The organism is Salinibacterium hongtaonis, assembly GCF_003065485.1.
GTDB classification, from domain to species: domain Bacteria; phylum Actinomycetota; class Actinomycetes; order Actinomycetales; family Microbacteriaceae; genus Homoserinimonas; species Homoserinimonas hongtaonis.
In genome coordinates this window covers 2,386,853-2,410,905 of the sequence record NZ_CP026951.1, presented here as the reverse complement: position 1 = coordinate 2,410,905, position 24,053 = coordinate 2,386,853, and the positions used below count along the sequence as shown (strand labels likewise).

26 protein-coding genes and 3 tRNA genes are annotated in these 24,053 nt (G+C 62.0%); 20 read left to right on the top strand and 9 right to left on the bottom strand.

All coding sequences use genetic code 11. The features are described from left to right. Positions 1–313 precede the first annotated feature (313 nt). Positions 314–1,186, top strand: a complete 873-nt coding sequence (gene ypfJ / locus C2138_RS11660) for a KPN_02809 family neutral zinc metallopeptidase (RefSeq protein WP_108518034.1) — start codon at positions 314–316, stop codon at positions 1,184–1,186. Positions 1,187–1,268: 82 nt separating this feature from the next. Here ypfJ and trxA read toward each other — a convergent pair whose 3' ends face one another. Next, positions 1,269–1,646: a thioredoxin gene (trxA, locus tag C2138_RS11655; RefSeq protein WP_108518033.1), complete on the bottom strand. Its 378-nt coding sequence runs from the start codon at positions 1,644–1,646 to the stop codon at positions 1,269–1,271. A gap of 25 nt (positions 1,647–1,671) precedes the next feature. Next, the gene (locus C2138_RS11650) at positions 1,672–2,505 is read right to left on the bottom strand and encodes a TspO-related membrane protein (RefSeq protein WP_108519099.1); all 834 of its coding nucleotides are present in this window, start codon (positions 2,503–2,505) and stop codon (positions 1,672–1,674) included. Positions 2,506–2,794: 289 nt separating this feature from the next. Here C2138_RS11650 and C2138_RS11645 point away from each other — a divergent pair, with 289 nt between their 5' ends. The 4 genes from C2138_RS11645 (at position 2,795) to C2138_RS11630 (ending at position 6,202) form a co-directional block, all read left to right on the top strand. After that, on the top strand, positions 2,795–3,952 hold the full coding sequence (locus tag C2138_RS11645; RefSeq protein ID WP_108518031.1) for a Re/Si-specific NAD(P)(+) transhydrogenase subunit alpha: 1,158 nt from the start codon (positions 2,795–2,797) through the stop codon (positions 3,950–3,952). After that, positions 3,952–4,257 carry an NAD(P) transhydrogenase subunit alpha part 2 gene (locus C2138_RS11640; RefSeq protein WP_108518029.1) on the top strand — a complete coding sequence of 102 codons (306 nt, stop codon included), beginning with the start codon at positions 3,952–3,954 and terminating at the stop codon, positions 4,255–4,257. The genes C2138_RS11645 and C2138_RS11640 overlap by 1 nt, the downstream gene beginning before the upstream one ends. Next, positions 4,254–5,627 carry an NAD(P)(+) transhydrogenase (Re/Si-specific) subunit beta gene (locus C2138_RS11635; RefSeq protein ID WP_108518027.1) on the top strand — a complete coding sequence of 458 codons (1,374 nt, stop codon included), beginning with the start codon at positions 4,254–4,256 and terminating at the stop codon, positions 5,625–5,627. The genes C2138_RS11640 and C2138_RS11635 overlap by 4 nt, the downstream gene beginning before the upstream one ends. A 137-nt stretch (positions 5,628–5,764) precedes the next feature. After that, the gene (locus C2138_RS11630) at positions 5,765–6,202 is read left to right on the top strand and encodes an NUDIX hydrolase (protein WP_108518025.1); all 438 of its coding nucleotides are present in this window, start codon (positions 5,765–5,767) and stop codon (positions 6,200–6,202) included. A gap of 2 nt (positions 6,203–6,204) precedes the next feature. Here the strand turns inward: C2138_RS11630 and C2138_RS11625 are convergent, their stop codons facing one another. Then, positions 6,205–6,714, bottom strand: a complete 510-nt coding sequence (locus C2138_RS11625) for an HtaA domain-containing protein (RefSeq protein ID WP_108518023.1) — start codon at positions 6,712–6,714, stop codon at positions 6,205–6,207. A gap of 86 nt (positions 6,715–6,800) precedes the next feature. On the opposite strand from C2138_RS11625, the gene C2138_RS11620 reads away from it, so the two are divergent. After that, entirely contained in the window at positions 6,801–7,232 is a 432-nt protein-coding gene (locus C2138_RS11620; protein WP_108518021.1) for a GNAT family N-acetyltransferase, read from the top strand. Between the two features lie 78 nt (positions 7,233–7,310). Here C2138_RS11620 and C2138_RS13670 read toward each other — a convergent pair whose 3' ends face one another. Then, positions 7,311–7,574 carry a hypothetical protein gene (locus C2138_RS13670; RefSeq protein WP_146181290.1) on the bottom strand — a complete coding sequence of 88 codons (264 nt, stop codon included), beginning with the start codon at positions 7,572–7,574 and terminating at the stop codon, positions 7,311–7,313. Between the two features lie 1,462 nt (positions 7,575–9,036). Here C2138_RS13670 and C2138_RS11605 point away from each other — a divergent pair. The 7 genes from C2138_RS11605 to C2138_RS11575 all read left to right on the top strand — a co-directional run bounded on the left by C2138_RS11605 (position 9,037) and on the right by C2138_RS11575 (position 14,374). Continuing rightward, on the top strand, positions 9,037–9,429 hold the full coding sequence (locus C2138_RS11605) for a hypothetical protein (RefSeq protein WP_108518016.1): 393 nt from the start codon (positions 9,037–9,039) through the stop codon (positions 9,427–9,429). A gap of 90 nt (positions 9,430–9,519) precedes the next feature. Further along, the gene (locus C2138_RS11600) at positions 9,520–10,326 is read left to right on the top strand and encodes a hypothetical protein (protein WP_159078217.1); all 807 of its coding nucleotides are present in this window, start codon (positions 9,520–9,522) and stop codon (positions 10,324–10,326) included. 11 nt (positions 10,327–10,337) lie between these two features. Then, positions 10,338–11,729, top strand: coding sequence for a hypothetical protein (locus C2138_RS11595; protein WP_146181288.1), 1,392 nt, complete (start codon positions 10,338–10,340; stop codon positions 11,727–11,729). Further along, the gene (locus tag C2138_RS11590; RefSeq protein WP_108518011.1) at positions 11,716–12,360 is read left to right on the top strand and encodes an ABC transporter ATP-binding protein; all 645 of its coding nucleotides are present in this window, start codon (positions 11,716–11,718) and stop codon (positions 12,358–12,360) included. The genes C2138_RS11595 and C2138_RS11590 overlap by 14 nt, the downstream gene beginning before the upstream one ends. A gap of 101 nt (positions 12,361–12,461) precedes the next feature. Further along, positions 12,462–12,860, top strand: coding sequence for a hypothetical protein (locus C2138_RS11585; protein ID WP_108518009.1), 399 nt, complete (start codon positions 12,462–12,464; stop codon positions 12,858–12,860). A 366-nt stretch (positions 12,861–13,226) separates the two neighbouring features. Further along, on the top strand, positions 13,227–13,835 hold the full coding sequence (locus C2138_RS11580) for a helix-turn-helix domain-containing protein (RefSeq protein WP_108518007.1): 609 nt from the start codon (positions 13,227–13,229) through the stop codon (positions 13,833–13,835). Further along, positions 13,832–14,374 (top strand): hypothetical protein, encoded by a 543-nt coding sequence (locus C2138_RS11575; protein ID WP_108518005.1) that lies wholly within the window; start codon positions 13,832–13,834, stop codon positions 14,372–14,374. Before C2138_RS11580 ends, C2138_RS11575 begins: the two co-directional genes overlap by 4 nt. Before the next feature lie 281 nt (positions 14,375–14,655). Here C2138_RS11575 and C2138_RS11570 read toward each other — a convergent pair whose 3' ends face one another. Further along, complete coding sequence (locus C2138_RS11570) at positions 14,656–15,153, bottom strand: hypothetical protein (RefSeq protein WP_108518003.1); 498 nt, start codon at positions 15,151–15,153, stop codon at positions 14,656–14,658. Positions 15,154–15,326: 173 nt separating this feature from the next. On the opposite strand from C2138_RS11570, the gene C2138_RS11565 reads away from it, so the two are divergent. The 5 genes from C2138_RS11565 to C2138_RS11545 all read left to right on the top strand — a co-directional run bounded on the left by C2138_RS11565 (position 15,327) and on the right by C2138_RS11545 (position 20,035). Beyond that, complete coding sequence (locus C2138_RS11565) at positions 15,327–15,986, top strand: hypothetical protein (protein WP_159078216.1); 660 nt, start codon at positions 15,327–15,329, stop codon at positions 15,984–15,986. A 510-nt stretch (positions 15,987–16,496) separates the two neighbouring features. Beyond that, entirely contained in the window at positions 16,497–17,129 is a 633-nt protein-coding gene (locus C2138_RS11560) for an ABC transporter ATP-binding protein (protein WP_241961112.1), read from the top strand. A gap of 437 nt (positions 17,130–17,566) precedes the next feature. Beyond that, positions 17,567–18,232, top strand: a complete 666-nt coding sequence (locus C2138_RS11555; RefSeq protein WP_159078215.1) for an FtsX-like permease family protein — start codon at positions 17,567–17,569, stop codon at positions 18,230–18,232. 611 nt (positions 18,233–18,843) lie between these two features. Further along, entirely contained in the window at positions 18,844–19,251 is a 408-nt protein-coding gene (locus C2138_RS11550; RefSeq protein ID WP_108517995.1) for a hypothetical protein, read from the top strand. 208 nt (positions 19,252–19,459) lie between these two features. Then, complete coding sequence (locus tag C2138_RS11545; RefSeq protein WP_159078214.1) at positions 19,460–20,035, top strand: hypothetical protein; 576 nt, start codon at positions 19,460–19,462, stop codon at positions 20,033–20,035. 687 nt (positions 20,036–20,722) lie between these two features. On the opposite strand, the gene C2138_RS13845 is transcribed toward C2138_RS11545, so the two are convergent. Next, the gene (locus C2138_RS13845; RefSeq protein ID WP_491044397.1) at positions 20,723–21,280 is read right to left on the bottom strand and encodes an Abi family protein; all 558 of its coding nucleotides are present in this window, start codon (positions 21,278–21,280) and stop codon (positions 20,723–20,725) included. Between the two features lie 744 nt (positions 21,281–22,024). Here C2138_RS13845 and C2138_RS13890 point away from each other — a divergent pair. After that, positions 22,025–22,261 (top strand): tyrosine-type recombinase/integrase, encoded by a 237-nt coding sequence (locus tag C2138_RS13890; RefSeq protein ID WP_199220480.1) that lies wholly within the window; start codon positions 22,025–22,027, stop codon positions 22,259–22,261. Positions 22,262–22,350: 89 nt separating this feature from the next. Here C2138_RS13890 and C2138_RS11530 read toward each other — a convergent pair. The 3 genes from C2138_RS11530 to C2138_RS11520 form a co-directional block, all read right to left on the bottom strand. Beyond that, positions 22,351–22,423: transfer RNA gene (locus tag C2138_RS11530), tRNA-Phe, on the bottom strand. Positions 22,424–22,477: 54 nt separating this feature from the next. Then, a tRNA-Asp gene (locus C2138_RS11525) sits at positions 22,478–22,551 on the bottom strand. A gap of 22 nt (positions 22,552–22,573) precedes the next feature. After that, positions 22,574–22,649, bottom strand: a tRNA-Glu gene (locus C2138_RS11520). Between the two features lie 186 nt (positions 22,650–22,835). Between C2138_RS11520 and C2138_RS11515 the strand changes: the two genes are divergently transcribed. Beyond that, on the top strand, positions 22,836–24,038 hold the full coding sequence (locus tag C2138_RS11515; RefSeq protein WP_158268782.1) for a M23 family metallopeptidase: 1,203 nt from the start codon (positions 22,836–22,838) through the stop codon (positions 24,036–24,038). The last annotated feature ends 15 nt before the right edge of the window (positions 24,039–24,053 follow it).

Genomic DNA, 24,053 nt, shown 5'->3' with positions numbered 1-24,053 from the left:
AACGGGTGGGCGGTTACCCCCTAACTACGCGTGAGGAGACATTGGGCGGATTTGGGTACGCCAAATAATGCCCTCGCGCATGGCTGAGGAGTGAGTGGATCCGATGAATCTGGTAATGCTGGTGGCGCAGATCCGTAGCGGTGGGAGCTACGGTGCCCCCATAGGGGGTTACCCCCGAATGGGGGATTGGGGGCCAACACTAGGCCGAACATTCCTCATGCGATACCCCCCCATTTGGGGGGTCGAGTCGTTTCACCCCAACTGATAGTGGTTCTGCTGGCTGTCGGATGGCGTCACGGGGTACCTTCGAGGCGTGACTTTCAATGACAATGCGCGCAGTAGCGGTTCCCGAGTGAGCAAGCGGGGGCGCAACACCGGCCTCGCGGTTGGAGGCGGCGGAGTCGGTCTCATCGTCATCCTGCTCGTCTCATCGTTTTTGGGGGTTGACTTGAGCGGACTCGTGGGGGGCGACGCGCTCGGCGGTGGGGGCGCGGCCTCGCAGGATTCACCGTTGGAGGGGTGCGAGACCGGCGCGGATGCAAACGCGGTTGTCGAGTGTCGGCTCGACTTCACTGCCCAGTCGCTCGACGACTTCTGGGCCCAGGAGCTGGGGTCGGGCTACGCCCTGCCCGAATTTGTGCTCTTTGAGCAGTCTGTGTCGACGGCCTGCGGCTCCGCCACGAGCGCGGTTGGCCCGTTCTATTGCCCGGGCGACTCGACGGTCTATCTCGACGTGAGCTTCTACGACGAGCTGCGCTCGCGCTTCGGCGCGGAGGGCGGCCCCCTCGCTCAGATGTATGTCGTTGGGCATGAATGGGGGCACCACATCCAAAACATCACGGGAGTTATGGATCGTGTGAAGCGAGGCGACAGCGGCCCGACTTCTGACTCGGTGCGACTTGAACTGCAAGCGGATTGTCTTGCTGGCGCCTGGGTTGGCGGGGCATCCTCGGTGCCCGATGCCAATGGGCAGACGCTGCTTGAGCCCGTGACGCGCGCCCAGGTTCAGGATGCGCTCAATGCGGCATCCGTCATCGGCGACGACCGCATCCAGAGCAGCGCAGGAGGCGAAGTGGATCCGCACACCTGGACGCACGGATCAAGCGAGCAGCGGCAGCGGTGGTTTGAAGCCGGGTATGAGGGCGGCACCGGCGCCTGCGACACGTTCGCCGCGCAGACGCTCTAGAAGCGCAGCCCTCAAGAAGCGCATGCCTCTAGAAGCGCAGCCCTCTAGAAGCGCAGCCGTCTTGGGGCGGGCGCCGCAAGCCCTACGCGGTCGGTTGCTCGGCCTCCTGAGCGCGGATCTGCGCCCACACTTGCTGCATGTCGAGGCCACGAACGGCGGTGATCACCTCGTCGAGTGCCGGGGCGGGCAGCGCGCCGGCCTGTGAGAACACGAGCACACCGTCGCGGAACGCCATCAGGGTGGGGATAGAGGTGATGCCAGCGGCCGCGGCAAGAGCCTGCTCGGCCTCGGTGTCGACCTTGGCGAAGGTCACGTCGGTGTTGGTCTCGCTCGCCTGCTCGAAGATCGGGCCGAACTGCTTGCAGGGGCCGCACCATTCAGCCCAAAAGTCCACGAGCGTGATGCCGGGGGCCGTCACGGTCTTCTCGAAGTCGGCGTTGGTCAGGTCGATGGTTGCCATGTGGCTAAGCCTAAGCGGGGCTGGCTTAGCGGTTCCTGCTCGGCAGCGGTGAGCCCGTGGTTGCGAACCGCGAACTCCGTGTGCTGCGCAGTCGAATCGCCAAGGTCGCGATCAGAAGCACGCTCGCCGAGACGATGGCGCTGATCGCAGTGGGGGTGCTGATGAGATCTCCGGTGAGCCGGGCGAAGGCCACCCAGGAGAGCGCCCAGCACAGCGCTGCCGTGGGTGCGAGGCGACCTGCGCCGCGCACGGCATAACCGATGCCGATGATGCCGGCGGCGATTGCGAGGATGCTGCCCCAGACATCGGCTGAGATCCCAAGCCCGTCGAACCCCGATGCCGCGAGAGCTGCAGCGATGTTGGCCACGGTTGCGATCGTCACCCACCCCAGGTAGAGGCCAATCGTGCCGTCGACCACGATGGACTCGATGATGCTGTGGGGGCGCAGCCGGAGCGTGACGAGGAACGCCCATACCAAGACGGCGAGCAACACGGCGATGATCACGACGCTCAGCCAGATGATGCCCGCTTGCACGCTGGCGATCCAGGCGGCATTGAGCAGCATGGTTGCGGCGATGGGGTAGCCGAGTGCCCGCTGACGGCGGTCGCTGCGCTGCGCTGGCAGCGCCTGCCAGATGGCGAACGCGATCAAGCCGAGATAGATGACACTCCAGATGGCGAACGCGGGGCCGCCGGGGGCGATCGTGGTTGAGTCCTCTTGAAGCGCTCCGCCTGCGGCATCCGCGATCTGAGTGCCGCCCGCAGCGCCCGACCCATAAAAGCCGCCGAATACTGCGATGAGTGCGCTGACGATGACGACAATTTGCCTGGTGATGTCCTTCTTCGCTGAAGATTCCATGGCTACAACGTGACCCGAGACGGCGAGAGGCGCAAGGGTTGGGTAGCGCGAGCGCGGCGAAGTTGCCGACATGATGCCCCGGCGGGAATTTGGCCGAGGAGGCCCTTTCGATCCATTCCATTGCCGGAATGCGCTCGGTGAAGCGTCTCGTCGCGATTTCGCAAAACTGCCGCCATATAGAAAGAAACGCGGTTCTTATCTCGTAGTGTGCCCGGATCGACCCTCTTAAACCGTCGGTCGGCTGCTAATTTTTCGGAGGTTTCACGCGGCAACAGCCAGAAGGAGCGTCATGAATGTAGGAGTTCTCAGGGAGCTCGAGCCGGGGGAGCGTCGCGTAGCGGCCACCCCCGAATCGGTGCGCCAGTTGGTGGGCGAAGGGCTCACCGTAACAATCGAACGGGGTGCCGGCGAAGCGGCCGGATACCCCGACGCCGACTTTGTCGCCGCCGGTGCCACCGTCGTCGATTCAATCGCCCCCGGCGAGCTCGAAGTGCTGGCCCACGTGCGCCCGCTGTCGGTCGAGCTGATCGGCGCACTCCGCGAGGGCGCCATCACCGTCGGGCTGGCATCGCCCGCATCGAGCCTGCCGGCAGTGGCAGCGCTTCACGATGCCAGGGTCACGGCGTTCGCACTCGAATTGGTTCCCCGTATTTCTCGTGCCCAGTCGATGGATGCGCTCACGTCGCAGGCACTCGTGGCGGGATACCGCTGCGTGCTCGAGGCCGCTATGCGCCTCCCCCGCTTCTTTCCCCTGTTTATGACCGCGGCTGGCACCATTCCGCCCGCCAAGGTTCTTGTACTTGGTGCGGGTGTCGCCGGCCTGCAGGCCATCGCCACTGCCAAGCGCCTCGGTGCCCGCGTCTCGGCAAACGACGTGCGTGAAGCATCCGCCGACGAGGTCAAGTCGATGGGTGGAACCTTCATCAGCCTCGATCTCGGCACCGCGGATGCCAGCGGCGGCTACGCCAAGGAGCTCGCAGAAGACCGCGCTCGCCGTCAGCGCGAGCTGCTCACCCCACACGTTTCGGAGTCGGACATCGTCATCACGACGGCCGCTATCCCGGGCCGCGCAGCACCGCGTCTCATCACGGCAGAGATGCTTCTCGGCATGAAGCCCGGTTCGGTGATCATCGACCTCGCTGCCGAGACCGGCGGCAACGTCGAGGGCAGTGTCGCCGGTGAAGACACCGCGATCCCGCTGCCCGGTGGTGGCACGATCACGATCGTCGGAATGAAGGATGTCGCCTCAACGATGCCCTTCGATGCGTCGCGTCTGTATGCCAAGAACGTGGCCAACCTTATTTCGCTCATGACCGTCGACGGCAAGGTCGAGCCCGACTTCGCCGACGAAATTGTGCGGGGCGCGAGCCTCACCCACGACGGCGCCGTCACGCATGAGCCCACGCGCGAAGCCCTCGCGGCCGCAGCGCCGAAGGGAGACAAATAATGGATGCCATGACCCTGTTGACAGTGTTCGTGCTGTCAGTGTTCGTGGGTTTCGAGGTCGTCGCCAAGGTGTCGAGCACCCTCCACACCCCGCTGATGTCTGGCGCTAACGCCATCCACGGAATCATCCTGGTCGGCGCCGTGATCGTCGCAGGTCAGGCCGAGGATGTGTGGGTGCTCATCGCAGCGCTCCTCGCTGTTCTCCTCGCGACCGTCAACCTCGTCGGCGGCTTCGTTGTCACCGACCGCATGCTCGAGATGTTTGCCGGACGCAAGCCGGCCGCTAAGTCGGAGGCCACCAAGTGAACGTGCTCTCACCCGAATGGACCGCAGGGCTCTACCTGCTCGCAGCGGTCTGCTTCATCCTCGCCCTTAAGGGCCTCAGCTCGCCCAAGTCGGCACGCCGCGGCAACCTGATCGGTGCCGTCGGTGCCGTTATCGCCATGGTTGTGGTGTTCCTCTCGACCGAGCTGGACAACATCCCGCTCATCCTGGCCACGATCGTTGTCGGTTCGGCCATCGCCGCACCGGTGTCGCGTCGGGTCAAGATGACTCAGATGCCGCAGCTCGTTGCGCTGTTCAACGGTGTTGGCGGTGGAGCCGCGGCAATCGTCGCGTTGCTTGAGCTGGCCCATGTTGATGGACCCTGGTCGGGGCTCGCGGTGGCGTTCACGATTCTCGTTGGCGCTGTGTCGTTCTCCGGTTCGTGCATCACGTTCGCCAAGCTGCAGGAACTCATGACGACGCGCCCGGTTACCTTCCCGGGTCAGCAGGTTGTCATGGGGCTCGTGCTGCTCGCGGCTCTCGCCTCGGGTGCCTGGCTCGTGGTCTCGGGTGATTTCATCGCCGCGATCATCCTGCTCGCGCTCGGTCTGCTCGGTGGTGTGCTGCTCGTTCTCCCCGTCGGCGGTGCGGACGTGCCGATCGTGATCTCGCTGCTCAACGCGTTCACGGGCCTCACGGTCGCCGCGTCGGGTCTCGTGCTCGGCAACGTGCTGCTGCTCGTGGCCGGAACGCTCGTTGGGGCATCCGGAACCATCCTCACCCGTGCCATGGCCTCGGCCATGGGGCGCAGCGTCAGCGGCATCATCTTCGGCGCGTTCAAGGGCGGCTCGACCGCGGGTTCGACTGCGGTGAGCGACCGCCCGGTCAAGTCCGGCTCTGCCGAGGACATCGCGATCCTGCTCGGCTACGCCCAGCGTGTGATCGTGGTTCCCGGCTATGGCCTGGCCGTGGCTCAGGCTCAGCACACGATGGCCGAGCTCGCCACGACGCTCGAGGGCAAGGGCATCGAGGTGGTCTTCGGAATCCACCCCGTTGCCGGCCGTATGCCCGGTCACATGAACGTGCTTCTGGCCGAGGCCAACGTGCCCTACGAGGTGTTGCAGGAGATGGACGAGGTCAACCCCAAGTTCAAGACAACGGATGTTGTGCTCGTCGTTGGCGCGAACGACGTCGTGAACCCCGCGGCCAAAACGAGCCCCGGCTCGCCCATCTACGGCATGCCCATTCTTGAGGTGTCGTCGGCCAGCCAGGTCGTGTTCCTCAAGCGCTCGATGCGCCCCGGCTTCGCCGGCATCGAGAACGAGCTGCTGTTCGAGCCGACCACGACGCTGCTCTTTGGTGACGCCAAGGAGTCGCTCACCAAGGTGCTGTCCGCAGTCAAGGCGCTGTAGGGCTTAGCCCACAAAGGGCGCATCCGCTTCGGTGGGTGCGCCCTTTGGTGTTTCCACACGCCGTTGGGAGAGTCTTTCGTGGTGTGCGGCAGCCCGCCCAGGCTCGCGCTGGATGGTGGCGCCGGTAGCCTGATTACGTGGCCACTGCATCCGAATCCTCACCAGCGCATCCGCACACGTTCACCCTTGCGGCGGCACTGCTTCTCGACAGTGAGGGACGCGCTCTGCTCGTACGCAAGAAGGGCACGCACGCGTTTATGCAGCCCGGCGGCAAGATCGAGGCGGGCGAGAGTGCGCTCGAGGCGATCGTGCGGGAGCTCGCGGAGGAACTCACGCTCGATGTCGCGCCGGACGATTTTGGCTACCTCGGGCGCTTCGGTGCGCCCGCAGCAAACGAGCCGGGGTGGCTCGTCGACTGCGAGGTGTTCACGCTGACGACGGATGCGCCCGTGGCTGCCGCCGCAGAGATCGCAGAGGTGCGCTGGTTCGACCCCGCCGACACGGGCGACGCCGATATCGCGCCCCTCACGAGCGAGCATGTGTTCCCGCTGTATCTCGCGTCGCTTACGGGTTAGTGCTAGCGCAGCACCCGAATCGCGAGGGGAGCGAATGGCTCGCCCGCGCGGTAAACGCTGTTGAACTGGGCAACCGCCAGCGGCGACAGGAATGTCTCCGCCGCCCGCCACGCCAGCACACTGCCGGCGGCAACAGGCGCGTCCGGAATGACGCGCACGATCTCGCTGCGGCTCTCTGGCCCCGTCCCCCACTCGACGGAGAGCGAGCCTCCCTCGCTGTCCAAAATCAGCCACGGGTCGACGAGGCTCACGCTGAGGGCGCCGAAGTGGCCGACAAAGTTAATGCGTCCGCTGAACTTGATCGTGCCCGTGAGGGCAGTCGTGTCGAAGCCGGACTGGTCGGCGGTCGCGAAGTAGAACGAGCCATCGCGGGTCGTGGTGGCGTCGCCGCTTGTCGTGGGGGAGCCGCCAGGCATCGTGGTGATGTAGCGCAGAAAGGAGTCCTTGACACCCCATGCGAGGCCCGTGCCGATGCTCGGGCTTTCGCCTGTCGACGCGATTGTTTCTGACACGCTGCCCCCATTGCCGGTATGTGCGGCATCCAGAATATCCGTTGGGGCCGGGCGGGCCGCGCGCCGTGCGCCGTTACAGTTGCGGAATGTCCGTCACCCTCCACTCGGCCCGCACCCGCGATCTTGCTCCCGAGACGTTGTATCGCATCCTGTGGCTTCGCAGCGCAGTCTTCGTGGTCGAGCAGGAGGCCGCCTACGACGACATCGACGGCCGCGATCTCGAACCCGAGACCGTGCAGTTTTGGGCGCAGGAGGGTGACGCAGTGGTTTCGACGCTGCGGTTGCTAACGGATGCTGACCGCCGCCGCATCGGCCGCGTCGCGACAGCGCAGCCAGCGCGAGGGCAGGGGCTCTCCGCCCAACTCATGGAACTTGCGATCGCGGAGTGCGGCTCGGCGCCGATCATCCTGGACGCCCAGCGTTACCTTGAGGGCTGGTATGCCCGCTTCGGCTTCGTCACGTGCGGCCCGGAGTTTCTCGAAGATGGCATCCCGCACGTGCCCATGCTGCGCGGCTAGGCGAGACGTCGTGCTGAGTGGCCGCAAACTGCACCAAAAGCCTGGCTTTGGTGCATAACGTGACCACTCACGGCAGACCTACAAAAGACCGAGCTCACTCGCGATTTCGCGGAGGCTGTCAATCGTCGTTGTAGCGAGCACCTGGCCGTCATCCCGGATAAGAGTGGCGCGTTCGCTTCCGTTCCACAGCACATCGGAGTCCGACACAAAAGTCGTCCAGTGGATTATTCCTCCCGCTACAGGGGTGGAAGTGAGCGAGTGACCAGCGGATACGGAATTGGCGATGCTCGTGGTGAGTTGCGCTGCCGCGGCCTTATCAACGAGCCCCCAGTCCACGGTCACTACGTAGTCGCAGTAGCAGTCCTTCGGAGATGAGGTGCAGGTTATTCCTTGTTGGATGGGGATCCCGTAGAGCTCGGACAAGGTTTCGGACTCAAGGCGCATCCCGTTATCACTGCTTTCGAACTGTTCTCTGTGGAACGACGGCACTGTGTCGTCGCAGTCAGGGGCAACAATTTCCTTCGCCGGTGGCGCTGATGTCGGAACTGCCGGTGAAGGGCTGGGCGTCGCGGAGAGCGGGGGCGCCACTTCAGCTGGCGCAAGCGTGCATCCGGCCAACGTAGCCACGGCAGCAAGGCACACCATGGCCATTCGCATCCTCATGGGCGGATCCTATGGGCGCTCGACTAGCGCCGTCTAGAGGAACCGGCCGTTAAACAAAAGGAGCCCCACCCCGAGTAGAAGCCTCGAGATAGGGCAGTGGCTCCGACCGGCGTCGATCCGGTGACCTTTCGAGTAAGAGTACGGCCCTATCAGGGGTAACTGCGGACTAGCGCCGTCTTCGATAATCCCCGGTCAAGACTGCTTTTTGCTGTTACGCGCTTTCGGCATCTGTCACCAAATCTGCGGAATAGATGCGGGGTTCCACGACAGTCTCGGGTACGCGCATCGCCTTCTCAGTGCACCCCGAGAAGCGCGACCTGCAATCGTACGCGCCGACCCGCCGAGCGGAAAGTCCGCCTGAAAAGTCGTGAAGCCGCTGTGGTCCTTTGAGAGGATCCCATGACATTCAAGATCGAACCGTCAACACCCGAGAGCCAGACGCGCTCCTGTCCCATGTGCGGCACGTGGATATGCACTGAATGCGGCGCCCGCCGCCCCTACGCCAACAGATTCTCAGAACGGGTCCAGAGCTGCGCGAAGTGTCAAAGCCTGAACGGCCAGATGGTACCCAGCCGCCACCGCGAAGGGCGTGCTCAAGATGACGCCGCTGCGTACCTGGAGCAGGTCGCTACCGGCCGTGTGCCGCGGTATCCGCTCTTGGATTGAGAATCGCGATAGTCGGTGACAGGCAACCGCATCCGTCTGGATGCGCGATCAGCAGCAGCCTCGTTCGACCAGCAGGACAAGAAGAACGCTTGGCCTCCGGGCACGGCAACAGTTCGCTATTCGTTGACCGGGATGTGCAGATCCGTACACGGAGCGGGGGCGACGGAGTGCCTACTTGGCGCTCAAGGTAAGAAGGTGCTCACGTCGAACTCGTCGGGGTAATAGTGGACAAATCGCCACTCGCCGCCGTCATCTTCGAACTTCGGCAACGAGAGTTTTCAATTGCATTCTCGCGACCCAGTCAGCGCTGGTGGAGTGATTCCAATCGCGCGTCCAGAGGCATTTCCGCATCGGCCTTGAGCATGTCGGAGACCTTCGGTAGCCTGCGGAGAGTTGCTCATTTTCGGTTGGTGCTACTGGCCGGAGCAAGCTTGCTGTGTTGCAGTAGCGCTTCGCAATCGAATGAGGAGAAGACATGAAGTTTGACAAGCGATTTTTCGCCGCAGGAGTTGTCTCAGTAGCACTGGTGGCGGGCGGAGCAATGGCGGCGAATGCCGGGACAACGCTCATCGGCTTTAACACAGTCGCACCCCAGTTCGGCGGTGCTGGCTATTCGGGCCTTCAAACAAAGGCCATCTCCAGTCACCCCGGTCTACTTACGCAGGTTACCGTCGGCGGGGGTTACAGCATTCATGCCAAGCAGTGCGTTGGTGCGAACACGAGCTGTGGCACAACTGTCGCAGTGGGAAGCGGTGCGAACTTGCCGAACAACATCTCGGCCGGAACTCCGAGTGTCGTTGCGCAGATGTGGGTTCCGAACTTCAACCTTGTGAATGTGCAGGTGACCGGATACTTCGCCAGCAATTGAAAACAATATGAAGTCGACTCAATTGCATGACCTTTGTGCCTGCCAATGAGTGACGCCACATATACGCCGGCGTCGCGGCCAAGCAGCAGCGTGAGCGGCACTCATCGTCGATGGAATTTTCGGCAGTCGTTGATTCCTATCGCGGTCGCCGTCATTGCCGTTGGTGCCCCTGTCGTCTGGGGGACTGTTCAGGTGCAGCAGTTTGCGATGTCGAGCCAGCTCAATGTTTTCATCCTGTATATGGGCTCTCCGCTTGTGCTTGTGATTCCGTTCTTGGCAGCCTGGGCCGGCAACGCGCGACTGCATGCCGAGTTGGGCCATCGTCACGTAGCCAACCTGCGGTCGCGATTATCGGTCGTAGCGTTTCTGCGTGCGCGCCTTGTGAGCAGCTTTCTCTTGCCGTGTGTGATTTTCGGCGCATCGGTTCTGGTTGTCTACGCAATCGCTTTTCTGATCTGGCCGCTGCTGGGTGATCCGTTCATCGACCCCTCCATCAACCTTCTCTCTAGTGGCCAGGATGTGGCCGACTACGAGCAGTCGCTGACGGCGTTCACCCAGTTGATGGCGTTCGGCTCCCCGGTGTTCGGGGCAGTCTCCGCGCTGTGGTTTGGGTTCGCTGCCGGCATCTATGGGGCGTTCGCCGCCGCGGCGCTGGTCTTGCTGCAGAACCGGATGCTCGCGATGCTGCTGCCGCTGGGCATGTACATGATTCAGACGATCGCGGCCGCGATCCTGGTGGGTCCGTACGCGGGTCTGCTGTATTCGCTCGCACCGTTCGGGCTGCAGCAGGCTCCGATTCCTACGACTGCTGCGCCGACCGTGCTCTTGGCGCTCGGGGTTGCAGCGGTGTGGGTGTGGATCTTCCGCCACCCGCGAGATTTGTTGTCGCTTCGCTGATGATCTCGCCCATGCGCATCCGATTCATTTCCCTCCTCCTGGTTGTGGTGCTCGTCGCGGTCGGCTACGCCCTCACCAGCCGGGGTGCTGCCGAGGGCATCTCAGGCGCGGAACTCATCACGGCACTGAGCTCGAACGAGCGGTTCCAGACGTTTGTGGCGCTGCCGGTCTGGCTGATCGCGGCGTCGATCATGATCAACCGGGCGCTGATGCCGCAGCGTCTTGTCCGGTGGGGAGCCCGCAGATCACTGGCCTTTGATCCGTTTTGGCCGCTGCTAGTTCGGTTTGTTCTCGTTGCGGCTGTGGTCTCTGTGGTGTGGCTCGGCATTGCTCTGGCAACGATGCCGACCGGGAGTGATCACGTGCTCGTCGCCATGACCGCCGTCGGTGTTCTTGCCGGCGCGGCGGCGCTGTTGGCGATCGGATTCGCGACCCTGTATTGGCTGCTGCTGACGGTGCGGCTTGTTTTCAGGTCACGGCAGGTGACCCTCGTGGTCGCCATGCTCATCTGGGTCTTCTCGGTAATGCCCAACATTGGCGTGTTTCTCGTGCCGCACCCGCTGAACCTCGCCCAGTACGTCGCAGCCGAATACGTCCGGTCGCGGCCAAGTCTCTTCGTGACCTTGCTCATTGCTGCCGTGCTCGCCCTCGTGCTGTGTTCCGCGGTCGCCCGGTGGAGGGACGCCGGTGCGCACCAACCACACCCCGACAGACGTGCGACCGCACTGTGGATTGCACTCTTCGTCGGCGCCGTCGGTGCTGTCGCCCTCAACCACACTGACCCTGCAGCCGCTCCAGCACTATCGACCGTATTCGTCGGTGTCAGTAGATCGGTGGTCGAGTACCTCATAGGAATGACGGTCATCCTCTCGCTCAGCCTTGCCGCCACGGCACGCTTCGCGACCGACTGGACACAGAGGGGGGCACTAGTGCGCATCAGATCCCGCACCACTACCCGCTGGGTCACAGCAACCCTTGCTGGCGAGCTCGGTTGGGTGGCCCACGCAGTGCTCATCGTCGCGGCCGCTATCGTTTGTTTCCGATTCGCGGCGCTTGGCGGTGACACCCTCGCTTCGGCGAGCGAGATTGCCGCCGAGGCCGCCCTGCTCGGCCGGCTCCTAGTCTCGGTCGCCCTCGTCGTCATCCTGCTCATCCTGGGTATTGTCGTCTTCGGCTCGGAAGCGGCCCCCGCCGCCATCGGCTGCACCATCCTCGTACTGGGACTCTTTCCGCCGCTATGGTCACCATGGAATCCACTGCTCGCCTGGTCTGGGCAGTGGGCGGGGGAGGCTGCCACGATTGCCTCGACCGTTCTCGTCCTCGCGGCCGCCTTCTGCTTCGGCACCCTCGTCCTTGTCCTCAAGCTCGCCCACGAATCGGAGGTTCGCCGTGTCCATCATTGACGTCCGCAACGCATCCAAATCATTCAAGGGACAAACCGTGCTGGCGGATGTTTCGCTGACGATCGAGCGCGGGCGCAGCTACGGTCTCTGCGGGCCCAACGGCTCAGGGAAATCTGTGCTGCTGCAGATGCTGTGCGGACTGATCGCCCCCGATACGGGCAGCGTGTCGATCGACTCGTCGCTACTCTCCGCCGATCGAACCTTTCCGGATCGGTTCGGCATTTCCATCAATGGCCCCGCCTACCTTGCCGGACTCTCGGCGATCGACAACTTGCTCGACCTGGCCGCCATCCGAAAGCGCGACACACGCGCCGACTGTGAAGCCGTGCTGGACGATGTCGGGCTCGACCCGCGCTCACGTCAACGTGTTCGCACCTTCTCGCTCGGCATGAAACAGAAGCTCGCTCTTGCTCAGGCCTTCATCGAAAGTCCGGAGGTACTCCTGCTCGATGAACCCTTCAACGCCCTCGACGAAGAATCAGTCCAGAACATCACCACGCTGCTGCGCGCCAAATCCGAATCAGGAACCACCATCGTCATGACCAGCCACCACCGCAGCGAGATCGACGCGATTTGCGACTCGATCATCACCATCAACGGAGGAAAAATCAGGGCAGACACCGTGGCCTGACTGCCGGACTCATAGCCCACCACCGCCTGGTGTTCGCTGGATTGTCAAGCATTTTCGGGTACCCGGGAGGGTGGCCCCTGAGCCAGAAGGAGATGACGACCATGACTGACAAGCTCAGCGCCGACAACCCTGGCGCAGGCCCCGGCCCAAAGTCGCCGCGATATAGCCGGCGCCTCGTGGCCATCCTCGCTGCGGGTGCTCTGGTGCTCGCCGGCGGCATCACTGCTGTCTCTGTCGGCGTGGCCAGGGCCACTGCAGAAGAGGCCGCTCGTCAGTGCGCCACAGCTCTCAAGGACAGCGCCGCGGCTACTAAGAGTGCCGGCGTCTCTGTCGCCAGCTCAGACCAAGCGCTCGTGGCAGTCACGAGCATCGCCCTTCCCGGCGACGAAGGTTGGGAGAGCACCGCCTACGCGGAGCGCCCCGGTGTCGAAGCCGTGGATGCTGTCGCTGCAGTAGACGCCGTCGAGGCTGTTCCTGCCGCATCGGGCCGAGGCCAATAGTGCCAACCGCGAGCCATAGGGCAACGTCAGCGTCGGTGCCCCGATACCGCGCGAAGTACCCCACTCGCCCCAGGCAATTGGCCACCATAAACCAGAGAACAGTGGTTGCAATAGCGATGAGCGACCTCGCCCACCATCGCCCGAGCACAGGCACTAGCCCGGACGCGGGCAGAACTACCTTCTTCGGCGCGCTCACGTGATAGAGGTTGCCGTTCTTGCCGCTAAGAGCAGCCCAGACCTGCAGCGTCGATCCACCCGTGGCTTCAGCGGAAGAATCGCCATAGCCAGTGACAGACACCCGCATCCGTCTGGATGAGCCTACAGGATTTGATTGACATATATAGTCCGACAAGGGACTATATATGTATGTCCTTGTCCGCTTCGCAGGCCGCCAAAAAGCTGGGCGTCAGCTCCCGGCAGGTGCGGCGCGCGGCCGCTAGTGGGCGCATTGTTGCCGCAAAGGTTGGCGCGGCGCACGCGTTCTCGCAGCGACAGCTGCAGGCACTCGAGCGAACATCGCACCGCGGCCGCGACTGGTCGAGCACAACGCAAGAGGCTGCCCTTGATCTCCTTGCGACAGGGGCGACCACGATGCTCACCAGCACCGAGCGAAGCCGGCTCAAGCAGCGCATCCGTAGCGCTGAGGTCGGAGTGCTTGCCGGTCAGATCCTCCGTGGTCGTGTGACGTTAAGGCGTGCCGTAAGCGACGAGATCAAGAAGACCTTCCGTTCAACGTTGGACGCTGAGCGTGGCCTCTCCTCAGGAGGGGGCCTTGGTGTTCTGATTGCGGAAGATGCTACGCGCGCAGCCAGGCGAGCGCGTCTCGGCCTCGACGATTCGGGCGATATCGCCGTCGTTGAAGGTGCCGAGATGCACCGCAAAGTGCTCGAGGCCATGGCGCTGTTTGCGTACGGCGATGCACGGGAGTGCTCGGCGGCCGCCGAATGGCTATCAGCCGCACAGAGAGCCGTATGAGCGCCCGTCCGCTGGTCAGCGTCGACGCTCGATCTGGCGCATGGGAAGAGTCGCCGTGGCCCTCTGCCTTCGAGCTCGCTCGCGTGCTCCCGCAAAACTCGTGGACACTCGTCGGCGGTCTGATGGTGAAGCTGCACGCTGAACTAGCCGGGTTGCCGTCGCCGCGCGCGACAGTGGATGTGGACTCGGCCCTCCACCTTGAGACCCAGGCGATCACATTCGCCGAGGCGGCTGCGCTATTGGCCGCAGCCGGCTACGTCCTGGATGACAGCACCAAACATGCATACCGCTTCGATCGAGGTGCCGACCGGGTCGACGTCATGTGCTCGGACCGACAGTCGATCTGGCGACGACACCGCTGCCAGGGCCGACCTCTGTTCGGGATATCTGGCGGCACCCGCGCACTCCAGCAGACCATCAACGTCGACGTCGAGACTGCAGCGGACACCGTCAGACTCGTGGTCCCCACGCTCCGTGGCGCCCTCGTGCTCAAGGGAGGACGGCTCGGCCAGCACCGTTCTGTCGTGAGAGCAGCGTGACTTGCCATGGTGCAAGTTCGTAGTGAAGCCCGATTGTGCTCCCTGTGGCAAAGAATCCCTGACTCTCGGTGCTCGAAGGCTCGGGGGAGGTGCTTCGTCTTCTGGAACGAGGAAAGCGTCGGACGGAGTCATCTCGCAGCGCCTCAACTCCCACCTGAGGCAGTTCCTTTGGGCCGTTGAGCGGGGTAGACCTCACCTGATGATCGGTGCGCAAAATGTCAGTGCGCGAATGAACAAGGCTTGAGTGGATAGTCCCAATTTAGTCATATTCGCGCGTGTCGCTAACAGCAGCCGCGTTGAACCAGGACAACGAAAAACACCGGCCATGGCAGAACCGCAATCGCTATCGCGGCTACAGCGGTAACGGTTCTGAGCTTCCGTATGTGACGGTGTGCCAACACCGCTGCAATTACGCCCAGGGTGAGGGGGTACCAGATGTACGGCGCCCAAACTTCAGGTGGGGGTTGCTGCGGGTCGAAGGAAACTATTATTACGAAGTTGGCAAAGCTGAAGACACCCGGGAGCGCGAACGCCCACCCCGGCAGCAGATAGCCATACCGTTCCGTGCGGATAAGCGACAGCGCAGCATACGTTCCGAGCCCGATCACACCAGCGGTGAGCCAGCCGATGGCGTCAAGTTGTGTGCCATGGTTCCTTGCGAAATGCCCCACCCCGCCTAAGTAGCTCGCTGCCATAAACCAGACGACGGTTACGGCTACGACGATGAGAGCTCTCGCCCACCAATGCCCGGCGAGTGCTGATAGCAGTGTCTTGTTCACGCTTCTCCTTTGATAACGAACATTTCTCCGGAAGTTATGCACTGCGGCTGGGCCGAAGCAATCGAAAGAGAGATTCTGCATCAAATGATGATTCCTTCGATGTAGCGCGCGGGTGGTTTGGGGCTAGGGGGTAGATCCCTGCCTAGACTCCAGTTGCGTTTGTTTTTGTCTCAATGGAACTGGAACATGGAGTGAGTGTGATGCGTCAGGCTCGACTGCGTAACTTTGGGATCGTGTTAGCGGCAGCCGCGATGGCGTTGGCGATGGTTGGCTGCGCTCCCGCGGAAGAGGTCCCGGTAGTTCCGGAGCTGACTTCCGGCGAAGAGTCGGCCTTGACAACTGCCGCACTCGATGAGCATTGGGCAGCGATACTTGCCGAGTTTCCGAATGCGGTTCGACCCGTCGTGGACAAGATTCGATTTGTGACTCTAGATGAGTGGCCCACCGTCAGCGCAAAATGCCGCACCGACGAGGGATTCCCAGCGTCGGGTGAGGGCGGCGGGGTAAGCCAGCACGTCCCTGAGGGTCAGGAAGAGGCCACAGAAATCGCAACCTATCGCTGTGCTGCGAAGTATCCGGTTGATCCTCGGTTTACGGTAGCGCTCAATGACTCGCAGATGAGTTTCCTCTACAAGTACTTCTTGGACACGCTTACGCCTTGTTTGGAAGACGAAGGCTATGAGATCGCTCAAGCGCCCAGCTTCCAGAGTTTTTCGAGTAGTTTTGGGACCGCCGACGGATGGACCCCCTATTCCGATGTGATGTCCACCGTGGAAGATTGGGAAGAACTCAACGCAAAGTGTCCACAGGACCCGGAGCGGCTTTATGGATAGCTAGGCGATATTCATAGGCCGGAGAGCCAACTAGATTCACTGGTCATGCATTGCCCCAGTTCGAGGAACTGGCTTGAGAGGAGGGGCAAGTGCGCAAGCGGGTGCAATTGCTTTGGGTGGGCGTTTCGGCAGCTCTAGCTGGCGCTCTATTGGGTTGGGCAGGAAGCGTTGTCTTCCGAGCTCCCGTAGACATCTTGGAGTCCGAGCAGCACACCCTTGTCGAGGTAGTTACAGGTGAAGTTGGTGCGAGTATTGCGCTCAACACCAAGGTTGAGTGGCCGTCGACGACGGTTGGCTCCAATCTCGCGGTGGGATGACAACCGAACCTACGGTCGGGCTAGTGGTCCCGGCCGCGGCACTGCTTACGAAGGCCGACGGAACGATCGCAGTTATTGACGATGACGGTCGGAAACATGAGGTGACTGTAGTCGCGAGTGCGAGAGGCCTCTCGGTCATCGAGGGTGTGAGCGAGGGTGCAAAAGTTCGGGTGCCTGTGAGCGCCGGCAGATCGTGATCGAGGCCCGAGATATCTCCTTTGGATACGGAAATTCAACTCGCATATTGGAGGGCTGGTCTGCAACATTTTCGGCAGGCGAGGTTGTCGCGGTCACGGGTCCGTCTGGCCGAGGAAAATCAACATTGCTGTACATTCTTGGATTGATGCTTCGCCCTGATGGCGGAGAAGTGCGAGTAGATGGAAGACACGTTTCGGCTCTCAACGATCGAACTCGGGCGGGACTGCGGTCCAGCTTGTTCGGCTTTGTGTTTCAAGATGCTGCACTTGATCCGACCCGCACAGTGCTGGACAACGTAATTGAGCCGGCACTGTATCGCGGCGATTCGCGACGGGATTCTCAAGAGCGAGCCAAGGAACTCATGAGCAGATTCGGAGTTGAGTTTAGGGCGGATGCAAGACCGGGGCAGGTATCAGGTGGACAAGCGCAACGCATTGCGCTCTGTCGAGCGCTCATAAATGATCCTCCAATTCTCCTCGCAGATGAGCCGACCGGGAACCTCGACCCCATCTCGTCAGCTCTGGTGGTTGACGCGTTCCAGGATAAAGCGCGTTCCGGCGCCGCCGTCATCGTTGTTACGCATGATCCGGAACTGGTTTCGCGATGCGATCGTCGGATAGATCTTTGAGCATCCGGCGCCGTTTGGGAGCAATCGGGAGAGAGTCGATCGCCTCTGCAATGGCCCAGCCGGTCGCTTCAATGATTACCATAATCATGGTTGCGGGAATGTGCGCGGTCGTGTTGCTAACTTCGGGCAGGACCGCCGGCGCGGAGCAGTCTGTCCTTAGCTCAGTCGACTCTGCTGGCACTAGGTCGATCATCGTAAGGGCGGAACCTTCCTCAGGCCTGACAACATCAGTCCTTGACCGGTTAGCTCACGTGGACGGGATTGATTGGAGTGGGGGATTTAGTCCCCCAATTGATGTCCAGAATGCTCTAGTTGCAGATGGCGCCAATGTCCCCTTGAGGTTGGCGTGGGGCGACGGCCTGCCAGGTGGGATGCCACCGCCGGAGAACGTCGAACCTTCCGCCTGGGCGAGTATCGATGCTCTCGAACTACTCGGAATGACTGACGGCGTTGGAAACGTCACAACGCTCCTGGGTAGAGATTTTGACCTGGCGGGCGAAGTCCAAACGCCGGGCTACCTCGCGTTCCTCGAACCCGTCATCGTTGTGCCGTCTCAATTCGATCGATCGGAGCCCGCTCCAGTCGCGGTGTTGGTCGTTGTCGCAGCGCGGCCCGATCTCATCGCCCCTGTTTCGCAGGCGGTGCAATCTGTGCTGGGCGTCAGCGATCCGTCTACGATCACAATCTCGACGAGTGAGGATCTGGCAGATCTTCGAGCAATAATTGAGCAGCAGCTGGGCAGTTTCGGGCGAGAGCTGGTCGTTGCTGTCTTTGCGTTGACCGGGGTTCTAGTAGCGGCGATTCTCTACGGCCTCGTGATGCTTAGACGAAAAGACTTCGGGCGTAGACGCGCGTTAGGCGCTTCGCAGTCGTTCATTGTCATGTTGCTCCTTATCCAGGTGGCAGCTCTCGCTGCTGTAGGCGCGTTCTTTGGCAGCGCCGGTGCATTAACCGGTCTGCTCTTATCCGGCGATCCGCTTCCGGGAGTCGACTACTTTATCGCCGTTGGGGTGTTTGCGGTCGCGGTCGGGGTGCTTGCCGCTGTAGTTCCAGCCTGGGTAGCGGCCACTCGGGATCCGCTTAAAGAACTGCGAGTTCCGTAGTCGGAGGATCGTGTTCCAGCGCTCATGACGGGTGTGGTCGCCTCCATCAGTTTCGCCCACAGTTCTATACTCGCTCAGCAGGCATCGCGCACGCACAGTTCGAGACTATCGATCCGTTCTGTGACGGCGATAGGTAAAAGCGCCGAGTGCGGCTAATCGATCATGTTTCGGACCATCGCAATGCGCCATTGGCGGGCGCGACCGAGTCATCGACGCCAGGATTTTCACCGAGATCAGCACTGGCAACCGCAACCTCGTCTGGCAGACGTCCAAGATCCTCGAAGCCCTTGACACCCTTCAGTGCGCGAGCTTCGCGCTATCCTAGCTGAGCGCCTTAACCAAGCACCTAGCGCACTAGTCGCTGAGCAAGCTCGTCAGCTATCGACGAGACCCCAAGAAAGACGCCTCATCTGGCATGCTTCTGAGGTTCGCATTCGTTTGTAAGTTCGGCTGTGAGTTGCCTACGCCAGCAGGCTTCACCCGGGCCAACCCAAAGACTACTCTTGTGATTACGAGGAGTTTTATGGTTGCTTTTAGGTGGATAGACAATAGACATTTCAGTACCTCACGCGTAGGCTAGATCTAATCGCCAAATCGAAACGAGGCCCCAAATGGCCACTAAGACGGTGAATAGCACCGGTAACAAAACCCAAAGAGCAAGCGCCTACCACCGAACGATTCAGCTCGATGTGCGCGAGATCACGCGCCGCTTGAATGCGGCGCTCGGCGGCACTCTCGTCGCTACTCTGGCCGGGTCGAAGGACACCAAGATCTCCCACAAGTGGGCGAAGGAAGGCGGTTCCGCACCGCGCGCCGAGGCGGTCCGCAGGCTTACGTTCGCTTACGAGCAATGGCAAAAGGTCGTCGAGGCCGAGGGTGAGCATGTTGCACGCCTCTGGTTCATCGGTGCCAACCCCTGGCTCGACTACGACACTCCCGTGAACGCGATCCGCGAGGGACGGTATAAGGAAGCCAGCAACGCCGCCCAGGCACTCGTCGACGACTCGTTCAGCGGCTGAGGCCGGGTAGCCAGTGGCAGACAACCGCATATGCAAGAAAACCGGGCTCGTCCTTACGGCGGGCCCGGTCTCTGCGTTTCGGATCGCGCGCGAATCACTCGGTCCTTTCGATCCTCCTGTTCGCGAAGGTGACGACGTCGGGGCCTGGAGTCGCTACGACACTCTCGGACGCACAATCTACGCCAGTTCCGACAAGCTCACTGCTTACATGGAGGTCCTTGCCTACTACCGCACGGTCGCGATGGAGCAGAAGCGAGCGCTTCAGCCCGCGGCCGACGCTATCGGTATGCCGCTCGACGACTACTGGAATCAGATCGTCGAAGAGTGGAATGCCCTGGGTACGATGAGGGCCAGCTGGTTGCCCACCGCGTTCCGAGAGGGCCGCGAACTCTACACGATCAGCTTTCCCGAGGGTTGGTGGGTCGACATCACGAAGATGGAGACGATCGCCGCCCTCAACAAGCTGGCCGAAGAAATCGACGGGTTGCCCGAGGAACTCACGCTCGGTCACCTCACCGGAAACGACCGTGAGATCACGACGGCAATCGCGACACTACTGCGCACGAAGATCGAGCTCGACGACGGCACAGTCCCACTCGGGATCGAATTCGGCACCAAGCACGGACAGCCAGCCGGCGGGGGCGGCACCTGCTGGGCCTACTGGATGCGCCAACTCGACGTCGGCTTCGATGAGCCCGCCGTCCGCACGAACTCAGAATCAATCGAACTCGACGACTCCGCATACAAATCGGCTCTCGCGTACTGCAAGATCACGTCGCGCTAACCCGAGACCACGGACTAACCCGGCACCATCGCCGTTGAGCGCGCCAGGGCTCGTCGTACGTCACGTCGCCGGAGCTGGCGCTGAGCGCATCCGTAGAACCCACTCCGCGCTGTGAACGCGGCCCCAACTGGGGTCGCGAACCCAGTGAAACGAGAGGGCCGCCGAATAACGTGTCGCCGCCGTTGTCCAAACAACGTGTCGCTCCGCGCCGATCCAGGCGGGCAGGCAGTCGCGGAGGCCAGTCAGCGCCTCATCTGACGGCCCCGTCGACAAGTTACGTGGGCCGGCGACACTTTATTTGGCCAGCCACACGCGCTCTCGACCCCCTTTTTTAACTCAGCTGCATGTCACTTCAAGGGGTGGGTATTTTGGCGACGATAATGACAGTTATCATGACTATCGGGCGGAAGCCTCCTTTCGTGCCTTGACTATCGAATGCACTCGCATCCCCTCAAGCAGCGCCCGAACGGGTTTCCAGTAGCTCAGCTGACGTGCCGACCCCAGAATTCATCCTCCGCCCAGTCATCGGGGATGCCCATACTCGCGAGGTTCATAGGTGGGCGTGTGCTCACGAGGTCATGAAGACGTTGCGCCCAGGTGCTGCGGGGAGACACCACGTCGAGCACCGCTTGAAGGGACACCAACACTGGGTAGAGGCGTTTTTCCGAACGCGCAGGGAGGGCATTGTCACTCTTCAGCCATGAGATCCCACTGGAGTTGGGGATAGCCGGGTACGCCGATTCCAACGTTCCACAGGCGACCATGGTGCGCGCAGATGTTCCGCACCCGCACATAGGTTCGCAACCAGGATGCGAGAACTGGCTCATTTAGGCCGAGGCGCGTAGCCACCGCGGTCCTGTCGGAGCGCTGCCGCAGGTTGTTGATCGCGCTGTTGAGCTGGCCGATGGTGAGGGCCTCCACCATGAGCCAGGAGGGCGGCAGCTCGGGCGTACCGTACGTCAGCAAATAGTGTTCGAGGGCGGACCGGTGAGTGACCGCACGATCGCCTACGCTAAGCATTTCATCCTCGGTCTCAAGTGACGGCCCAACGAGTTCAGGTGCGCTGAGGAGTCTGCTGTCAGACGTCGTCCGAACGATGTTCAGCAGGCCTGCGTGCTTGCCGGGGTGCTGGAAGTGAGAGGGCTTGACATACCAGTGTGGGTCCTCGTAAGTGGTCGACATATGGTCGGTCAATGCTGTGCGAACGGCGACCTCGACACGCTCTAACGCGTCCATCACGAGCAGCCGCAGTGCGCGGTCAAAGACGTAGATACTTAATACGTCGTCGAACGCAGCACCGTCGCGAACAGGTGACCTGGCTGTCCGTGTTGGAACGGGATTGTGTATGGCGAGAGCCGAAAGTAGCCAATGTGCCGCAGGTACCGTGCGGCCCGATCCGGATCAGGAACCGCAAGGCCGCGTTCGGAGAGTCGATTAACTAATGCGTCAAGACTTAAAGCGGGTTTGTCGTAGTGGAGAGTGCCGCGCGGCCGCAGCTCACGTGGAGGTCGGGGCATCGATCCTCCTCCTGGCCGGACAAAGAAAATCCCCCAAGTGCGCTTCTATGAGAGGCGTGGGGGATGTAGTGGTTTGAGGCTAACACAGAGAGCTGACGTGCGGCAGGTAAGGGCGTCCATCAACTCAAATATTACTTTGGCCCTGAGAAGGAGGAGCCTCCCTGTTATGGGAGCCGGATGCCGCGGTTCGTTGGCGCTGGCGAGGTCGTCGAGGTGGAACACCCGTACGCCGAGCCGTGTCAGCGTTGCGCGCACGTTCGCCTTGGCGAGACGTATCGTCGAGTTTGGATTGCCCCACGCGTCCAGGACCTCTGAGACCCCATACGCCGCGATGACACATTCGATCGCGGCGCATTTCGCTCCCGACAGTGTGGGGTCTAATGCCCTGATGGAAGATCAAGCGAACGTCCGCGGTCGTCGATAGATTTGACAGAAACTTCACGTTGACCCACAGGGCAGGAGTACCGCATGACTGAGACGCGAGATTCGCGACCGGCGCGACACGCTCGGCTATCCCGAGCTCTCAACGCATTCGTTCCGCAAGACCGTTGCGACGATCCTCGACAATGAGGGGCTGTCGGCCACGGAAATTGCCGACTACCTCGGGCATGAGAACCCCTCTATGACCCAGGACGTCTACATGAACACCATCAAGGGATCGAAGCGGGCTTCAGAAGTGATGGAGCAGCGACTCGAGGGCCTGATTTGAATAATGCTGGGTCTATGCGGAGTGGTCGACTGAAAACTCGCAGTTAAAAGAAGAAATCCCCGCAAGTAGAAGCCTTACGAGGATCTCAGTGGCTCCGACCGGCGTCGATCCGGTGACCTTTCGATTTTCAGTCGAACGCTCTACCAACTGAGCTACAGAGCCTCTTCACTAATGTGAAGAAGGCACGGAACACTGGCGAGAGTGAACCGTGCCTTGCGACCCTGACCGGACTTGAACCGGCGACCTCCGCCGTGACAGGGCGGCGCGCTAACCAACTGCGCTACAGGGCCTAGCTATGAAACTGTAATTGTCTGGTGACCCCAACGGGATTCGAACCCGTGCTGCCGCCGTGAAAGGGCGGTGTCCTAGGCCACTAAACGATGGGGCCGTGAAGAAAAACAACCTTCTTAGCTACCGACAGACAAGCATACGGATGTCGGGGCGTTTTGCCAAACCGGAGAAAGTGAACGGCATGTCGCCCGTGTTTTCGGGTTTTTCGAACCTGCGTTTTGCTGCAGGGTTTGCACACCGCGAAGGGCTAGTTTCGAGGGCAACACCGTGCTCGGGAGGGTCGATGACGTCGAGAAGCGCTAAGCGAAGCCGTGCGATGGCCGCAGCGATTCTGGCGGTCGGCTTGGTGCTGAGCGGTTCGCTCGCTGCCGCACCAGCCTGGGCAGCCGAGTACCCGAGCTGGGATGAGGTTCTCAACGCTCGCGACAATGAGTCGGCCACATCGGCGGAGGTCGGTCGCATCGAGGGTGTGATCGCGCAGCTTGCCGCCGATGTTGAGGCTACCGAGGCCGTTGCCATCGAAAAGGGTGACGCATACTTTGTCGCCCAGCAGAACTTTGACGTCGCCGCCTACAAGGCCGAGCAGTTGCAGGCCCAGGCGGATGCCGCCCAGGTGACCGCGGATGCATCCATGCGGCAGGCGGGCCAGCTCGCGGCGCGCACCCAGCGCGTGCGGTCATCCGATTTGACGGCCACGCTCTTGTTCAGCGGCGCTGGGACCGAGGATCTGCTCTCGCAACTGGGCATGGCGAGCAAGGTGAGCCAGCAGTCGACGGGTGTTTTTGCCAAGGCTCAGCAAGATCACAACACGGCTCAGGCGCTGACTGATCAGGCGGTCGTCGCCAAGGGCGCGCTGCAGGAGTTGGCCCAGGTCGCCGAAGACGCGATGGTCGTGGCGCAGGCGGCGGCGGATGCTGCGTCAACGGCGCTCACGGAGCAGACCGACAACATTGCCAGGCTGCAGGCTCAACTCGCGACGCTCAAGGAGAACCGCATCGCCACCGAGGCTGAGTACGTGGCGGGTATCAAGGCCATGTGGGGCGAGGGGGCGAGCCTCGGTGCGGGCGAGATTTCGGCGTCGGGGTGGGCTCGGCCATCCGGCGGGTACATTTCGAGCAGCTACGGGCCGAGGGTTCCGCCTAAGTCGGGGGCGAGCAGCATGCACGGCGGTGTGGATCTTGCTCCGGGCTGCGGGGCACCGATCTTTGCTGCGGCGGGCGGAAAGGTCGACTATGCCGGTTGGAACGGCGGCTACGGCTACTACGTTTCGGTAGATCACGGCGACGGAACCTCCACCGCTTACGGCCACATCGAATCCGGGGGCATCGCTGTTCGTCCCGGTCAGGGTGTTGGGCCCGGCCAGTTGATCGCCAAGGTTGGCACAACAGGAACCTCGACCGGATGCCACCTGCACTTCGAGGTGCGCAGGGGCGGCACGACGACGGATCCCGTGAGCTTTTTGCGCAATCAGGGCGTGAAAATCTGATCGCTCGCAGCATCA

Excerpts from the sequence above, each read along its gene's own strand:
- trxA (WP_108518033.1), bottom strand. The coding sequence starts at position 1,646 with ATGGCAACCATCGACCTGACCAACGCCGACTTCGAGAAGACCGTGACG.
- C2138_RS11640 (WP_108518029.1), top strand. The coding sequence starts at position 3,952 with ATGGATGCCATGACCCTGTTGACAGTGTTCGTGCTGTCAGTGTTCGTG.
- C2138_RS11650 (WP_108519099.1), bottom strand. The coding sequence starts at position 2,505 with ATGGAATCTTCAGCGAAGAAGGACATCACCAGGCAAATTGTCGTCATC.
- C2138_RS11620 (WP_108518021.1), top strand. The coding sequence starts at position 6,801 with ATGTCCGTCACCCTCCACTCGGCCCGCACCCGCGATCTTGCTCCCGAG.
- C2138_RS11595 (WP_146181288.1), top strand. The coding sequence starts at position 10,338 with ATGCGCATCCGATTCATTTCCCTCCTCCTGGTTGTGGTGCTCGTCGCG.
- C2138_RS11575 (WP_108518005.1), top strand. The coding sequence starts at position 13,832 with ATGAGCGCCCGTCCGCTGGTCAGCGTCGACGCTCGATCTGGCGCATGG.
- C2138_RS11515 (WP_158268782.1), top strand. The coding sequence starts at position 22,836 with ATGACGTCGAGAAGCGCTAAGCGAAGCCGTGCGATGGCCGCAGCGATT.
- C2138_RS11565 (WP_159078216.1), top strand. The coding sequence starts at position 15,327 with ATGGAACTGGAACATGGAGTGAGTGTGATGCGTCAGGCTCGACTGCGT.
- C2138_RS11580 (WP_108518007.1), top strand. The coding sequence starts at position 13,227 with ATGTCCTTGTCCGCTTCGCAGGCCGCCAAAAAGCTGGGCGTCAGCTCC.
- C2138_RS11585 (WP_108518009.1), top strand. The coding sequence starts at position 12,462 with ATGACTGACAAGCTCAGCGCCGACAACCCTGGCGCAGGCCCCGGCCCA.
- C2138_RS11555 (WP_159078215.1), top strand. The coding sequence starts at position 17,567 with ATGACTGACGGCGTTGGAAACGTCACAACGCTCCTGGGTAGAGATTTT.
- C2138_RS11645 (WP_108518031.1), top strand. The coding sequence starts at position 2,795 with ATGAATGTAGGAGTTCTCAGGGAGCTCGAGCCGGGGGAGCGTCGCGTA.
- C2138_RS11550 (WP_108517995.1), top strand. The coding sequence starts at position 18,844 with ATGGCCACTAAGACGGTGAATAGCACCGGTAACAAAACCCAAAGAGCA.
- C2138_RS11545 (WP_159078214.1), top strand. The coding sequence starts at position 19,460 with ATGGAGGTCCTTGCCTACTACCGCACGGTCGCGATGGAGCAGAAGCGA.
- C2138_RS11605 (WP_108518016.1), top strand. The coding sequence starts at position 9,037 with ATGAAGTTTGACAAGCGATTTTTCGCCGCAGGAGTTGTCTCAGTAGCA.